General features: G+C 69.3%; 11 protein-coding genes. 5 read left to right on the top strand and 6 right to left on the bottom strand.

Annotated features, from left to right (window positions below; genetic code table 11):
- A complete protein-coding gene (gene sucC / locus ACFRAQ_RS01670) occupies nucleotides 1-1,167 on the bottom strand; it encodes an ADP-forming succinate--CoA ligase subunit beta (RefSeq protein WP_357091328.1) in 1,167 nt (388 codons plus the stop codon).
- 854 nt (nucleotides 1,168-2,021) lie between these two features.
- On the opposite strand from sucC, the gene ACFRAQ_RS01665 reads away from it, so the two are divergent.
- Entirely contained in the window at nucleotides 2,022-2,990 is a 969-nt protein-coding gene (locus ACFRAQ_RS01665; RefSeq protein ID WP_379095720.1) for a M23 family metallopeptidase, read from the top strand.
- Nucleotides 2,991-3,071: 81 nt separating this feature from the next.
- Here the strand turns inward: ACFRAQ_RS01665 and pgi are convergent, their stop codons facing one another.
- The gene (gene pgi / locus ACFRAQ_RS01660; RefSeq protein ID WP_379092660.1) at nucleotides 3,072-4,712 is read right to left on the bottom strand and encodes a glucose-6-phosphate isomerase; all 1,641 of its coding nucleotides are present in this window, start codon (nucleotides 4,710-4,712) and stop codon (nucleotides 3,072-3,074) included.
- Between the two features lie 89 nt (nucleotides 4,713-4,801).
- Between pgi and ACFRAQ_RS01655 the strand changes: the two genes are divergently transcribed.
- Nucleotides 4,802-6,253: an NAD-dependent succinate-semialdehyde dehydrogenase gene (locus ACFRAQ_RS01655; protein WP_379092657.1), complete on the top strand. Its 1,452-nt coding sequence runs from the start codon at nucleotides 4,802-4,804 to the stop codon at nucleotides 6,251-6,253.
- 211 nt (nucleotides 6,254-6,464) lie between these two features.
- Here ACFRAQ_RS01655 and ACFRAQ_RS01650 read toward each other — a convergent pair whose 3' ends face one another.
- Complete coding sequence (locus tag ACFRAQ_RS01650; RefSeq protein WP_357091322.1) at nucleotides 6,465-6,773, bottom strand: chorismate mutase; 309 nt, start codon at nucleotides 6,771-6,773, stop codon at nucleotides 6,465-6,467.
- A 364-nt stretch (nucleotides 6,774-7,137) separates the two neighbouring features.
- Between ACFRAQ_RS01650 and ACFRAQ_RS01645 the strand changes: the two genes are divergently transcribed.
- On the top strand, nucleotides 7,138-9,663 hold the full coding sequence (locus tag ACFRAQ_RS01645) for a UvrD-helicase domain-containing protein (RefSeq protein WP_379092654.1): 2,526 nt from the start codon (nucleotides 7,138-7,140) through the stop codon (nucleotides 9,661-9,663).
- Here the strand turns inward: ACFRAQ_RS01645 and ACFRAQ_RS01640 are convergent, their stop codons facing one another.
- The 3 genes from ACFRAQ_RS01640 to ACFRAQ_RS01630 form a co-directional block, all read right to left on the bottom strand.
- Entirely contained in the window at nucleotides 9,664-9,900 is a 237-nt protein-coding gene (locus ACFRAQ_RS01640) for a hypothetical protein (RefSeq protein ID WP_379092651.1), read from the bottom strand. It abuts the gene before it with no gap.
- A 133-nt stretch (nucleotides 9,901-10,033) separates the two neighbouring features.
- Complete coding sequence (locus ACFRAQ_RS01635) at nucleotides 10,034-11,656, bottom strand: acyl-CoA dehydrogenase family protein (RefSeq protein ID WP_379092648.1); 1,623 nt, start codon at nucleotides 11,654-11,656, stop codon at nucleotides 10,034-10,036.
- A gap of 12 nt (nucleotides 11,657-11,668) precedes the next feature.
- The gene (locus ACFRAQ_RS01630) at nucleotides 11,669-12,298 is read right to left on the bottom strand and encodes a TetR/AcrR family transcriptional regulator (protein ID WP_379092645.1); all 630 of its coding nucleotides are present in this window, start codon (nucleotides 12,296-12,298) and stop codon (nucleotides 11,669-11,671) included.
- A 65-nt stretch (nucleotides 12,299-12,363) separates the two neighbouring features.
- Here ACFRAQ_RS01630 and ACFRAQ_RS01625 point away from each other — a divergent pair, with 65 nt between their 5' ends.
- Together ACFRAQ_RS01625 and ACFRAQ_RS01620 are read left to right on the top strand one after the other, a co-directional pair.
- Nucleotides 12,364-13,125, top strand: a complete 762-nt coding sequence (locus ACFRAQ_RS01625) for a crotonase/enoyl-CoA hydratase family protein (RefSeq protein ID WP_379092643.1) — start codon at nucleotides 12,364-12,366, stop codon at nucleotides 13,123-13,125.
- A 150-nt stretch (nucleotides 13,126-13,275) separates the two neighbouring features.
- Nucleotides 13,276-14,526 carry a hypothetical protein gene (locus ACFRAQ_RS01620; RefSeq protein ID WP_379092640.1) on the top strand — a complete coding sequence of 417 codons (1,251 nt, stop codon included), beginning with the start codon at nucleotides 13,276-13,278 and terminating at the stop codon, nucleotides 14,524-14,526.
- The last annotated feature ends 1 nt before the right edge of the window (nucleotide 14,527 follow it).

Genomic DNA, 14,527 nt, shown 5'->3' with positions numbered 1-14,527 from the left:
TTACTTGGCGGCGGCCAGTTCGGCGGCCTTGTCGGCGCCTTCGTCCATGGTCTGAGCGAGAGTCACCAGCGGGTGGTTGAAGTCGGCGAGGATCTTGCGACCCTCCTCGACCTTGTTGCCGTCGAGGCGCACGACCAGCGGCTTGTTGGCCTCGTCGCCCAGGGTGTTGAGGGCGCCGACGATGCCGTTCGCGACCGCGTCACAGGCGGTGATGCCACCGAAGACGTTCACGAACACGGACTTGACCTGGGCGTCACCCAGGATGACATCGAGGCCGGCGGCCATGACGGCAGCCGAGGCGCCGCCACCGATGTCGAGGAAGTTGGCGGGCTTCACGCCGCCGTGGTTCTCACCGGCGTACGCGACGACGTCGAGGGTCGACATGACCAGACCCGCGCCGTTGCCGATGATGCCGACCTCACCGTCGAGCTTGACGTAGTTGAGGTCGTTCTCCTTGGCCTTGAGCTCGAGCGGGTCGGTGGCGTCGATGTCCGCGAACTCGGCGTGGTCGGCGTGGCGGAACTCGGCGTTCTCGTCCAGGGTGACCTTGCCGTCGAGGGCCAGGATCTCGTCGTTGGGGGTGCGCACCAGCGGGTTGACCTCGACCAGGGTGGCGTCTTCCTTGATGAAGACTTCCCACAGCTTCTGGATGGTGACCGCCGCGGCATCCAGGATGTCGGCCGGCAGGTGGCCCTGCTCGGCAATGCTGCGCGCGAAGGCCAGGTCCACGCCCTTGACCGCGTCGACCGGCACCTTGGCCAGACGATCCGGCTTGGTGGCGGCGACCTCTTCGATCTCCATGCCGCCCTCGACCGAGCACATGGCCAGGTAGGTGCGGTTGGAGCGGTCCAGCAGGAAGGAGATGTAGTACTCCGCCGCGATGTCCTTGGCCTCGGCGACCAGGACCTTCTTGGTGATGTGGCCCTTGATGTCCAGGCCCAGGATGTTGGTCGCGTGGGTGAAGGCGTCGTCCGGGGTGGCGGCGTACTTCACGCCACCGGCCTTGCCGCGGCCACCGACTTTGACCTGCGACTTGATCATCACCGGCTTGCCGATTTCTTCCGCGATCGCACGGGCGTCCTCGGCCGAGTCCGTGACGCGGCCCTCCGACGAAGGCACTCCGTGCTTCACGAAGAGTTCCTTCGCCTGATATTCGAAGAGATCCATGTACTCACCGTCTCGTCTGCGTTGTTGTGACAACGTCTTGGTTGGCGGCCCGTCGTCGGAGGCGGGTCGGCTCGGACTCTAATCAGTCACATGGAGCGGAAATCAGCCGCATACAGCCTAAGTGGCGCAGGTCACGGGATTGTCTCCGGGAGTGGAAAACCCCTCGTCAATGCTACTGACGGGTAGCTTGTTGACCCGGTGCCAGGTGGAGCCAGCGAATCCCGGAGAGTGACACTGGCTACTACGTGGCGTAGTTGACAAACCTCACGCGGTTACCCAAGGCACAGTGAGCACATTCCGGATAAACGAGTGATGAATGTCACAGCAGTGTGTCGAAGCAGTCCCATCGCTTGCTGAGCCGCAATCGTTTCGTTACCGTCGTTGCGGTCGATGTCACAACCCGGTCACGGACAGGAGGACGGCAGGCTTTGAGCGACAGCTCGTTCCCTTCGCAGCACCGGCCCCGCCGCGGCCACCGCTATCGCGAGGACGCGGATCATTCCGGCGGCGCAACGACATTCGATTCTCCCGTCAGTACCCACAGCGCGGTCGCCCACGGCGAGTGGGACGCGACCCAGGCCTGGAACGGCGGCGCCCAGTGGGAGCAGCCCGCCCAGCCGTGGGAACAGCCCGCGCAGCAGTGGAACCAGCAGGCCCAGTGGGATCCGCAGGCGCAGTGGCAGTCCGACGCCGACTGGAACGGCGGCGGGCAGTGGGGTGAGGCCCAGCAGCAGTGGGACCCCCAGCAGCAGTGGGACCCCCAGCAGCAGTGGGACGAGGCCCCGCAGTGGCAGCAGGCCGAATCCGACGACTGGCAGGCCGAACCGAACTGGGACTACAACGCCCAGACCACGGTGAACGGCTGGGCCGCACCGAATCCCACCGATTGGGCGCCGCAGTCGCGGACCAACTGGGATCAGACCGCGGACCCGACCCCCTCCGACAACTACCGACCGGTCTACAGCTTCAAGACCGCGTCCGGTGAGAAGCTCCAGTTCTCCGGTGACGGCGCCCGCGTCGATCACGGTGCGCTCGACGACTATTCGGCCGACGAGCCGCGTCCGGCCCGGACCGGCGGCAAGCGCCGCGCCGGCGGCTCGCACCGCCTACCCGCCCCGCCGACCGCCCTCAAGGGCCGGGCGGCCGTGGTCGCGGTCGCGGCCGGTGCGGTCGTGGCGGCCGGCCAGGCCACCATCGAAGCCTCGGCCAGCGACAGCAGCAATGTCGACTACCAGGCGGCCAACCAGGTCAAGGAGGTCGCCGCGACCTCCGTGGTCGGCGGTTCCGACACCACCGCGGGCTCCCCGCAGGTGCTGAACCCGAACGCGCCCGCGAACCTGGACCAGTTCAACGACATTCTGGCCAAGGGCAAGCAGTTCGCCGCCGACATGGCCAACCAGGAGGCCTCGAAGTACCGGCCGCTGTGGACCAAGTTCACCGCCGCGGGCACCTTCACCTCCGGCTTCGGCATCCGCTGGGGCGTCGCCCACCAGGGTGTGGACATCGCCGCCCCGATCGGCACCCCGATCTACGCGGTCGCCGACGGCACCGTGCTCGAGGCCGGGCCCGCTTCGGGTTTCGGCATGTGGGTCCGCCTGCTGCACGACGACGGCACGGTCACCATCTACGGCCACATCGACACCGCGACGGTCTCGCAGGGCCAGCGCGTGATGGCCGGCGATCAGATCGCCACGGTCGGCAACCGCGGGTTCTCCACCGGCCCGCACTGCCATTTCGAGGTCTGGCTCAACGGTGTCGACAAGATCGACCCGCTGCCCTGGCTGGCCTCCCGCGGCATCTCCCTGGGCCCCGAAAGGGACTGACCGGCCCCCGGAACAGCGAAAAGGCGCGTCCTGCGGGACGCGCCTTTCTCGTATCTCGCCGGGTCGATGCCCTGGGTCCGGTCAGCGCCGGTTCGCGCGGTACCAGCCGATCAGCGCGTCCGTGGAGGAGTCCGCCTGCGGCTGTGGATCTTCCGCGGCGGTGAGCAACGGCGCCAGCGCCAGCGCCTGCTGCTTGCCGAGCTCCACACCCCACTGGTCGAAGCTGTCGATGCCCCAGATCGCGCCCTCGGTGAAGACCTGGTGCTCGTACAGGGCGATGAGCTGTCCGAGCACCGACGGGGTCAGCTGGGGCGCGAGAATGGCCGTGGAGGGCCGGTTCCCGGGCATCACCTTGTGCGGCACCAGGTTCGGGGCGGTGCCCTCGGCGGCGATCTCCTCGGCGGTCTTGCCGAAGGCCAGCACCTTGGTCTGGGCGAAGAGGTTGCTCATCAGGATGTCGTGCATGCTGCCCGTGCCGTCCATGGTGGGCAGATCGTCGGTGGGACGGGCGAATCCGATGAAGTCGGCGGGCACCAGCCGGGTGCCCTGGTGCAGCAGCTGGTAGAAGGCGTGCTGGCCGTTGGTGCCGGGCTCGCCCCAGAAGATCTCGCCGGTGGAGGTGGTGACCGGGGAGCCGTCGGCGCGCACCGATTTGCCGTTGGACTCCATGGTCAGCTGCTGCAGGTAGGCCGGGAAGCGGGCCAGGTCGTTGGAGTACGGCAGCACCGCGCGGGACTGGGCGCCGAAGAAGTTCGAGTACCAGACGCCGAGCAGACCGAGCAGGACCGGCGCGTTCTCAGCCAGGGGCGCGTTCCTGAAATGCTCGTCCACGGTGTGCATTCCGGCCAGGAATTCGGCGAAGCGCTCCTTGCCGACGACCGCCATCACCGACAGTCCGATGGCCGAGTCCACCGAGTAGCGGCCGCCGACCCAGTCCCAGAACCCGAACATGTTGGCGGTGTCGATGCCGAAGTCCGACACCCGCTGCGCGTGCGTGGACACCGCCACGAAGTGCTTGGCGACCGCATCCTCGCCGAGCGCCGCCACCAGCCAGCGGCGGGCCGCGGTGGCATTGGTGAGCGTCTCCAGGGTCGAGAAGGTCTTGGAGGCGACGATGAACAGCGTGGTGGCCGGGTCCAGGCCGTCGAGCTTCGAAACCAGGTCCGCCGGATCGACATTCGAGACGAAGCGGGCGGCGATGCCGGCGTCGGCGTAGTGCCGCAGCGCCAGGTACACCATGGCCGGGCCCAGATCGGAGCCGCCGATGCCGATGTTCACCACGGTGGTGATGCGTTCGCCGGTCGCGCCGCGCCACTCCCCCGAGCGCACGGCGTCGGTGAACGCGCCCATCCGCTCGAGCACGTCCTGCACCTCGGGGACGACGTCCTCGCCGTCCATGTCGATGTGGCCGCCCGCGGGGACACGCAGCGCGACGTGCCCGACCGCGCGGTCCTCGGAGGTGTTGATCCGCTCCCCCGCGAACATGGCGTCGCGACGCCGCTCGACCCCGGCCGTCTCCGCCAATTCGACCAGCAGATCCAGGGTTTCGCGGGTGACGCGGTGCTTGGAGTAATCGATATGCAGGTCACCGACCCGCACGATCAACTCCCGGCCGCGCTCGGGGTCCTCGGCGAAGAACTCGCGCAGGTGCCGCGAGGCCAGAGAGGAGTGATGATCGTGCAGTTTCCGCCAGACCGCCGACGCGGTGATGTCGCTGCTCACTCTCGGCAGGTTACAACCACGGTGCCAAATTTGCCCTCCGCTTCGCTACGGGCGGGGCGAGGCTTTGCATGCGGTCCTACCCTGAGGACATGGTGTCTGAGACTGAGCTTCTTTCATCCATTCCCACACAGCTCTGGATCGGGGGGCCGGTGGACGCCACCGGCGGCGCGACCTTCCCCGTCCACAATCCGGCCACGGGTGAGGTCATCGCCCAGGTGGCCGACGCGACCCCCGAGGACGCGGTGCGCGCGCTCGACGCGGCGGCCGCGGTGCAGGCCGAGTGGGCCGCGACCCCGGCCCGCGAGCGCGGGGAGATCCTGCGCAAGGTCTTCGAGGCGATCACCGCGCGGGCCGACGAGTTCGCGCTGCTGATGACCCTGGAAATGGGTAAAGCCCTGCCGGAGAGCCGCAATGAGGTCCGCTACGGCGCCGAGTTCTTCCGCTGGTTCTCCGAGGAGGCGGTCCGGGTGCACGGCCGCTACCAGGCCGCCCCGGGCGGGACCGGTCGAATCCTGGTGCACAAGCAGCCCGTCGGGCCCTGCCTGGCCATCACGCCGTGGAACTTCCCGCTGGCCATGGGAACTCGCAAGATCGGCCCGGCGCTGGCGGCGGGTTGCACCATGATCGTGAAGCCGGCGGGCGAGACCCCGCTGACCATGCTGCTGCTGGCTCGGCTGTGCAGCGAGGCCGGGCTGCCGGACGGCGTGCTGTCGGTGATCGCCACCTCGCGGTCGGGCGCGGTCACCGCTCCCCTGCTGAACGACCCGCGCCTGCGCAAGCTGACCTTCACCGGGTCCACCCCGGTCGGCAAGAAGCTGGTCGAGCAGTCGGCGCACGGTCTGCTGCGCACCTCCATGGAGCTGGGCGGCAATGCCCCCTTCGTGGTCTTCGACGACGCCGACCTGGACGCGGCCGTACAGGGCGCGGTGCTGGCCAAACTGCGCAACGGCGGTGAGGCGTGCACCGCGGCCAACCGCTTCCACGTCCAGAATTCGGTTCGCCAGGAATTCACCGACAAGCTGGTGGCGGCCATGGCCGAATATCGGCTGGGCAATGGCGTGGACCCGGACACCACCCTGGGCCCGCTGATCAACGAGGACCAGCTCGACACCGTGAGCGATCTGGTGGACGACGCGGTGTCGGCGGGCGCGCAGGTGAAGCTGGGTGGCAAGGCCCCGGGCGGGCCAGGCTGGTTCTACCCGGCCACCGTGCTCACCGACATCCCGTCCCAGGCCCGCATCCTGCGGGAGGAGGTGTTCGGCCCGGTCGCCCCGATCGTCGGCTTCGACACCGAGGCCGAGGGCCTGGCGGCGGCGAACAACACCGAATTCGGCCTGGTCGCATACGTTTACACGCGCAGCCTGGACCGGGCGCTGCGGGTCGCCGAGGGCCTGGAGACCGGCATGGTCGGCGTCAACCGCGGCGTCATCTCCGACCCGGCCGCGCCCTTCGGCGGCGTGAAGGAATCCGGCTTCGGCCGGGAGGGCGGCTACGAGGGCATCGAGGAGTACCTCGACACCAAGTACATCGCCCTGCCCTAGGAAGACGAAGAACCGCCCCGGGGTCGAGACACCCGGGGCGGCCTGGGGGTGCTGCATCCGTGGCTCCGCATGCAGCGTGGCTTGTGTGTGCCCGCGATTCGCGACGCACCGCCTGTTGTATCGAGCCGGGCGGCGCTCAGCGTTAACGGACCTTCCCGAGTCGGAAGGGTCCGCGGTTCAGGGGCGCAGCCCCTGAGAGTTACGAGAGTTGTTAATGACCCAGCCGGCCGCGGCCCAGACGCAGCAGGAGCATGGCGAGGGTGTGCCCCTCCTGACCCAGCTCGCTGAATCGCTCGAGTACCTTCATCTCACGGGAGTGGACGAGCTTGGGCCCGCCGTTCGCCATTCTGGTCCGTCCGATGATGCGCGAGACCTCGGTGCGGCGCTTGATGGCCGCGAGGATCTCGGCGTCCAGCTTGTCGATCTCCAGGCGCAGCTTTTCGATCTCCGCTTCGGAGGGCAGCGGGGCGGAGTCCGAGCCGGTGGCAGACTCGGAATGTCCCGTCGTCGAGATGCTCATACTTTCAACTCCTCGTGGTCCAGAACGTGGATCGGCGGGTGGACCCATCCTGTTACCGATCGGTTCTTCACCAAGAATCTGACCTGTCGGCCATACATTGTCCCCCCTGGAAAATCATTGTCTCCCCAGGATCGGGCTCAGGTGCACCGCGCCCTCGGTGAGCAGGTGTGTCGCACCGCGGTCGAGCCGGTCATAGGACGAGTCTGCCACGGAGAGGTACCCATGCAAAACGGGTACGTTTGTGAATCTCCTGAGTTTCCTCCTGTCACACGGTTCACCAGAAGTTCGCCGGACCGGCACTAATCGGACACCTGTGCGATCCCGCCCGACGGCTGTCGGTGCGCGCCGGTAGCGTGGATGGGCGATGAATACGACGGTGGCACAGGACGAGCAGAAGCCCCAGCAAGCGCGGGGTGGCGGAGCGTTGCTCGAAGGGTTGAATCCACAACAGCGCGCCGCGGTGATGCACACCGGTACCCCGCTGCTGATCGTGGCCGGGGCCGGTTCTGGAAAGACCGCGGTCCTGACCCGTCGTATCGCCTATCTCCTCGACGCCCGCGGGGTGCGGCCGAGCGAGATCCTGGCCATCACCTTCACCAACAAGGCCGCCGCCGAGATGCGTGAACGCGTCGCCGGGCTGGTCGGCCCGCGTGCGGCCGGTATGTGGGTGTCGACGTTCCACTCCTCCTGCGTGCGCATCCTGCGCACCCAGGCGTCGCTGCTGACGGGGATGAACTCCAACTTCTCCATCTACGACGCCGACGACTCCCGGCGGCTGCTGGGCATGATCATCCGCGATTTCGAGATCGACCCGAAGAAGTACACGCCGCGCCTGCTGGCCACCGCCATCTCGAACCTCAAGAACGAGCTCATCGACGCCGCCCAGGCCGCGTCCGACGCCGAGACCGAGGAGACCGAGCTGCCGCGCATCGTGGCCCGGGTCTACGGCGAGTACCAGCGGCGGCTGCGCGCGGCCAACGCCTTCGACTTCGACGATCTGATCGGCGAGACGGTGTCGGTGCTGCAGCGGCATCCGCAGGTGGCCGAGTACTACCGCCGCCGCTTCCGGCACGTGCTGGTCGACGAGTACCAGGACACCAACCACGCCCAGTATGTGCTGGTGCGCGAGCTGGTCGGCCATCACCGCGGCGGGGCGTGGGGCGACGACCCGGACACTGGCTCCGAGCATCGGGTGCCGCCGTCGGAACTGTGCGTGGTGGGTGACGCGGACCAGTCGATCTACGCCTTCCGCGGCGCGACCATCCGCAATATCGAGGAATTCGAACGCGATTTCCCGGACGCGGAAACCATTCTGCTGGAACAGAACTACCGTTCCACCCAGCACATCCTGACCGCCGCCAACGCGGTCATCGCCCGCAACGAGGGCCGCCGCGACAAGAAGCTGTGGACCGATCAGGGCGACGGCGATCTGATCGTCGGGTACGTGGCCGACAACGAGCACGACGAGGCCTCGTTCGTGGCCCGCGAGATCGACCGGCTGGTGGATCAGGGCGACGCCAACTACGCGGATGTGGCGGTCTTCTACCGCACCAACAACAATTCGCGCGCCCTGGAGGAGATCTTCATCCGGATGGGCCTGCCCTACAAGGTGGTCGGCGGCGTCCGCTTCTACGAGCGCAAGGAGGTCCGCGACATCGTGGCCTACCTGCGGGTGCTGGAGAATCCGAACGACGCGGTGAGCTTGCGCCGGGTGCTCAACACCCCGCGGCGCGGGATCGGTGATCGCGCGGAGGCGTGTGTGGCCGTGCACGCCGAGCAGCGGAATATCGGTTTCGCGCAGGCGTTGCGGGATGCCGCCGCGGGCAAGGTCGCGCTGCTCAATTCCCGGTCGCAGAAGGCGATTTCGGGGTTCCTGGAGCTGCTGGAGGAGATCCGGGCGGCCGGAACGCAGGTCGCTGAGCACACTGGCGGCGCGGCCGCCGAGCACACTGGCGGCACCGCCGCCGTGGACTTCCCCGACGTGGGTTCGATCGTCGAGGCCGTGCTGGATCGCACCGGATACCGGGCCGAGCTGGAGGCCTCCGACGATCCGCAGGACGGCGCGCGGCTGGACAACCTCAACGAATTGGTGAGCGTCGCACGGGAATTCAGTTCCGAGGCGCGCAACAATGTGGAGGCCGCGCGGGACGAGGGCCTGGTGCCCGAGCAGGCCGAGGGCGAGCCCGAGCCGGGGTCGCTGGCGGCGTTCCTGGAGCGGGTCTCGCTGGTGGCCGACGCGGACCAGATTCCCGAGGAGGGCTCGGGCGTGGTCACCCTGATGACCCTGCACACCGCCAAGGGCCTGGAGTTCCCGGTGGTGTTCGTGACCGGCTGGGAGGACGGCCAGTTCCCGCACATGCGCGCGCTGGGCGATCCGGCGGAGTTGCAGGAGGAGCGCCGCCTCGCCTACGTCGGCATCACCCGGGCCCGCAAGCGCCTGTATCTGACCCGCGCGGTGGTGCGTTCGGGCTGGGGGCAGCCGGTGTCGAATCCGGAATCCCGCTTCCTGCAGGAGATTCCGGGTCATCTGATGGATTGGCAGCGGCTGGAGCCGACGCCCTCGCAGTCGCAGTCGCGCGGTTTCCGCCGCCGCGGCGAGGACGACGGCCTGGAACGGGATTGGACGCGCGGCGACGGCTGGTCGGACTCTCGTCCCGGTCTGCGCGGTCGCGGCGAGGGCCGGCCCGCTCCGGCGGCGGCCGGGGTGAAGCGCAACAACACCGGCCTGGTGCTGGCGGTCGGCGATCGCGTCAATGACGACAAGTACGGTCTGGGCCGGGTCATCGCGGCGGAGGGTTTCGGTGCGCTGGCCACCGTCACCATCGACTTCGGCACCGCGGGCAAGATCCGGCTGATCCCGTCCTACAGCCGGACCCTGACCAAGCTCTGATCAGCCGAGGCGGCTGAGGACGTCGTAGGCGCGCACGGCGTCCTCGGGGAACACCAGAATCCGGAAGTGGTCCTTCAGGTTCCGCCACCGGTGGATGCGCGCCGGCCCCAGCGTGGCGCGCACCCCGTGGCTGTTCAGCAGTTGCCGCACATGGCGTGCGGAACGCATGTCGTACGCAGTGGCGACGGCCACCAGCAGTCCGTAATCCCCGTCACCGGTGCGTGCCCGGAGTTTCATCCTCGACTCCCGTTGTCCTGCTTCGCTTTCAGCACCAACAGCTGTGCGCGCTCCCATGATGACATGGGACCGAAGGCGATTCGGGTGTTGCGCGAGGCCCTGGTCGCGCGGGGCCTCGCCTTCGGCTGAGAGGTCAGTCCACGTAGCCGCGCTGGATGATCGATTCGACGTCCACGCCCCCGGGCAGGGTGCCGAACGCGATGCCCCAGTCGCCGCCGAACCTGGTCTCGCAGAAGGCGTCCGCGACGGCCGGGTGGCCGTGCCGCACCAACTGCGCACCCTGCAGCACCAGCGCCATCAGCTCGACCACGCGGCGGGCCCGGTATTCGATGTCGACGAAGTCGGTGAGCTCCTTGCCGATGCGGTCGATCGCCTCGTCCAGGTGACGGTTGCCGCCGCGAGCCAGGTTGACCTCGTTGAAGAACGCCTCGACGGTCTCGGGCTGACGACCCATGGCGCGCAACGCGTCCAGCGCCGCCACATTGCCCGAGCCCTCCCAGATGGACATGAGCGGGGCTTCCCGGTACAGCCGCGGCATGCCGGATTCCTCGGCGTAGCCGTTGCCGCCGAAGCATTCCAGCGCCTCGGCCGCGTGCGCGGGGGCCCGCTTGCACACCCAGTACTTGGTGACCGCCAGCGCGATGCGGCGCAGCGCGGCCTCGGCCGGATCGGAGTCGGCGCGGTCGGTGGCCCCGGCCAGGCGCATCATGACGGTGGTGGCGGCGTCGGATTCGATCACCAGGTCCGCCAGCACGTTTCGCATGGCGGGCTGGTCGATGAGCTTCTTGCCGAATACCTCCCGGTGGCGGGCGTGGTGGGTGGCGAAGACAACCCCGGCGCGCATGCCGGTGGCCGAGCCGATCACGCAGTCCAGGCGGGTCATATTGACCATCTCGATGATGGTCTTGACGCCCGCGCCCTCCGCGCCGACCAGCCAGCCGATGGCGTTCTCGTACTCGAGTTCGGAGGAGGCGTTGGACTTGTTGCCCAGCTTGTCCTTCAGCCGCTGGATGCGCAGCGCGTTGCGGGTGCCGTCGGGCAGCACCCGGGGTAGCAGGAAGCAGGACAGGCCGCCGGGAGCCTGGGCCAGGGTGAGGAACAGGTCGCCCATGGGGTGCGAGGTGAACCACTTGTGGCCGACGATGCGGTAGCTGCCGTCGGGCAGCGGGGTGGCGGTGGTGGTGTTGGCGCGGACGTCGGAGCCGCCCTGCTTCTCGGTCATGGACATGCCCGCGATGAGACCGGCCTTGGTGGACGGCTCGCGCAGGCCGAAATCGTACGTGCGCGAGGCGAGCAACGGCTCATACTTGGCGGCGAGTTCCGGATTGTGGCGCAGCGCGGGCACCACCGCGTAGGTCATGGAGATCGGGCACATGTGCCCGGCGTCGGCGATGCCCCAGGTGAAGAATTTGGCGGCGCGGGCGGTGTGCGCGCCCGGCCGGTCGTCGCGCCACGGCGCGCCGTGCAGGCCATGGGTGACCGCGACATCCATCAGGTTGTGCCAGTACGGGTGGAATTCCACCTCGTCGATGCGGTGGCCGTAGCGGTCGTGGGTGTGCAGGACCGGCGGGCACTCGTTGGCGACCCGCCCCCACTCCTGGGCCTCGATCCCGCCCGCGAGCACGCCCAGTTCCCGCACCTCGGCCTCGGCCCAGCCCGCGCCCTCCCGGTGCAGGCCCTCGATCAGCGCGGGGTTGCGGGAGTTGTCGAACGGGGAGATGGGCGGCACCTGGTTGAAGACGTCGTGGGTGTGCATGACGGGTGACTCCTATTCGTGGGGGACGCCGCGAACTTCGGCGGGGACGCCGAGGGCGCGCAGGGCGAAGGCGACCAGTTCCGGCAGCACCGACTCACTCTGGAGCTGCTGGGAGAGCGGGCCGACCAGCACCTCGCCGATCGCGCCGACCAGCGCGGTGGCGGAGGTCGCCGGATCCTGAGGTGGCAGTTGGCCATGGGCGATGCCGTCGGCGATGGCGGCCACGTAGGTCTCGGCGAAGGCCCGGCGGAAGCGCAGGCGCTCGGCGTCGACGGCGGTGTCCACGGGCTCGGCGAGCAGCACGTAGGCGAGTTTGGGGTTCTTGAGGGCGCGGCCCGCGAAGGTCTCGACGGCCGCGGTGACCCGGTCGGAGGCGGTGCGGCCCGCCCCCGCCGCGCCCGCTTCGGCGACGGCGTCGACCTCGCGGGTGACGACCTCGCGGAAGACGGCGGTGACGAGTTCGGACTTGCCGCTGAAGTTCTTGTAGACGGTGCCGGTGGCGACCCCGGCCTCGGCGGCGACGGCGGCCATGGACAGTCCGGCGAAGCCGTCGCGGGAGAGGACGGTCATGGCCGCGCGCACGATCGACCCCGCCTGAGCGTCCAGTCGAGCCTGGACAGCGGGTGTTCTCCGATAGGCCATGCAAGAAGTGAACCACCGATTCATTTCTTGACGCAACCCCGGGTTTACGGCGTAACGTCGGCCGCGTGACAGTACGAGTGGAGCGCAACGGCCCCGTCTACACCGTGATCCTGCACCGCCCCCAGGCCCGCAACGCGGTGGACGGCCCGACCGCGAAAGCCCTGGCCGACGCCTTCCGCGAGTTCGACGCCGACCCCACCGCCGCGGTCGCCGTGCTGTGGGGCGACGGCGGCACCTTCTGCGCCGGCGCCGACCTCAAGGCGCTGGGCACCGAACGCTCCAACCGGGTCACCGAGGACGGCGACGGGCCCATGGGCCCCACCCGCATGAAACTGTCCAAGCCGGTCATCGCCGCGGTCTCCGGTTACGCGGTCGCGGGCGGCATCGAGCTGGCGCTGTGGTGCGATCTGCGAATCGCGGAGCAGGACAGCACTTTCGGCGTCTTCTGCCGTCGCTGGGGCGTGCCGCTCATCGACGGTGGCACGGTGCGGCTGCCGCGCATCATCGGCGAGGGCCGCGCCATGGATCTGATCCTCACCGGCCGCGCGGTCGGGGCCCCCGAGGCGCTGCAGATCGGCCTGGTGAACCGGGTGGTGCCGAACGGCGAATCCCGGCGCGCCGCCGAGGAACTCGCGCTCGAACTGGCGGCGCTGCCGCAGACCTGCCTGCGCTCGGACCGGATGTCGGTGCTGGAGCAGGACGGGCTCGAGGAGCCGGCGGCGATCTCCAACGAACTGCGGCACGGCACGAAGGCCCTCATGGACGGCGCGCTCGACGGCGCCCAGCGTTTCGCCGCGGGCGCCGGACGGCACGGCAACAGCGCGTAGTCAGCGCAGCCGCAGCGCGAAGCGGGGCCGTCGGAGCGACCGCGCGCCCGGCGGGGCGGCAGCCCGGCTCGGCACGGCGGGCCCGCCTCGCGGAAGCCCCGTATACGCCCGGCAGCGCCCTGCCGGACCGATCGGTACGCTAGCCGTTCGATGAATCGGCTGAGCGTGCTGGACGAGATCTTCCTGCGGTCGCATCGGGGTCTGGGGACCCCGATCGTCCTGCAGGGACTCTGGCGTACCGCCGAACCCGTGCATCCGGCCCTGCTGTGGCGGGTGCACCGCGATCTGCGCACCGGGCCGCTGGGCCGGCGCGTGGTCCGCTCCCGGGTACCCGGGGCGCGGCCGCGCTGGCAGCCCAACGAGTCCGCCCACCCGTTCACCATGACCAGCGAGCCGATCCCGGTCGCCGCGATCCTGGAGTGGGCCGACCGGCAGGGCGAGGACCTGAACCCGGAGACCGGGCCCGGCTGGCGGCTCTCGGCGGCGCGGCTCGACGACGGCGGCTGCCTGGTCGCGCTGACCTGCTCGCACGCCCTGGCCGACGGGCGGGCACTGACCCTGGCCATCGACAACGCGCTGTCGGGCATTCCGCTCGCGGCTCCCGTTGCGGGGCATTCGGATTGGGCCGACGCGCGCGGCATGTGGGCGACCGTGCTGGGCGGAACCGCTCGCGCGCTGCGCCGCGGCATCCCGGCGCGACCGGTCCCGAACACCGACCGCGAGGCGGTATCAGGCGGCAGGAAATCTGGTGACCGACCGGCCACCCTCGCGACCGTGCTACAGATTCCGGCCCGCGACTGGAATCGCGTCGCCGTCGCACACGCGGGGACGGCCAACAGCCTGTTCGTCTACGTGATCGCGAAAATGCTGTGGGCCGGCGGATTCCAGCCCGACACCATCGCGGCGAGCCTTCCCGTCGACACCCGCGACGAACCGCGCGTGGACAACGACATGTCCATGACCGAGATCGCCATCACCCGCGACGACACCCCGGCCTCCTTGCGGCAGCAGGCCCGCCGGGCCTACGAGCACCGCATGACCAGCCCCGGCGGCATTCCCGAGGAACTGCTCCAGGTCATCCCCGACCGCTGGGCGTACCGGCTGGCCAAGGGCGCGGGCGAGCGGGACATCCTGTGCTCCAATATCGGCAATCTGCCCGAATCGCTGCTGGCGCTGGGGCCGCACGCCTGCACCGGCGTGGCGGCGCGCGCCATCCACCCCGGGTTGCGGCTCGATGCCCTGCCCCGCACCCGGCTGTCCGGGTACCTGACCCGGATCGCCGACACCTACACGCTGTCTCTGGTGAGCCTGGACCCCGATGCCGTCCCCACGGCCGCGGCGCTCACGGCGCTGGCCGACGCGCAACTGTCCGCGCTCGGCCTGCCGTCCACCCGCTGGTGAC

Source organism: Nocardia sp. NPDC056611, from assembly GCF_042792755.1.
Lineage (GTDB): Bacteria > Actinomycetota > Actinomycetes > Mycobacteriales > Mycobacteriaceae > Nocardia.
This window is presented reverse-complemented; position numbering and strand designations above follow the sequence as displayed.

Bases quoted from the DNA above. Each gene is read 5' to 3' on its own strand.
- ACFRAQ_RS01655 (WP_379092657.1), top strand. From the start codon at position 4,802: ATGGTGTCTGAGACTGAGCTTCTTTCATCCATTCCCACACAGCTCTGG.
- sucC (WP_357091328.1), bottom strand. From the start codon at position 1,167: ATGGATCTCTTCGAATATCAGGCGAAGGAACTCTTCGTGAAGCACGGA.
- ACFRAQ_RS01620 (WP_379092640.1), top strand. From the start codon at position 13,276: ATGAATCGGCTGAGCGTGCTGGACGAGATCTTCCTGCGGTCGCATCGG.
- ACFRAQ_RS01635 (WP_379092648.1), bottom strand. From the start codon at position 11,656: ATGCACACCCACGACGTCTTCAACCAGGTGCCGCCCATCTCCCCGTTC.
- ACFRAQ_RS01630 (WP_379092645.1), bottom strand. From the start codon at position 12,298: ATGGCCTATCGGAGAACACCCGCTGTCCAGGCTCGACTGGACGCTCAG.
- ACFRAQ_RS01645 (WP_379092654.1), top strand. From the start codon at position 7,138: ATGAATACGACGGTGGCACAGGACGAGCAGAAGCCCCAGCAAGCGCGG.
- ACFRAQ_RS01650 (WP_357091322.1), bottom strand. From the start codon at position 6,773: ATGAGCATCTCGACGACGGGACATTCCGAGTCTGCCACCGGCTCGGAC.
- ACFRAQ_RS01640 (WP_379092651.1), bottom strand. From the start codon at position 9,900: ATGAAACTCCGGGCACGCACCGGTGACGGGGATTACGGACTGCTGGTG.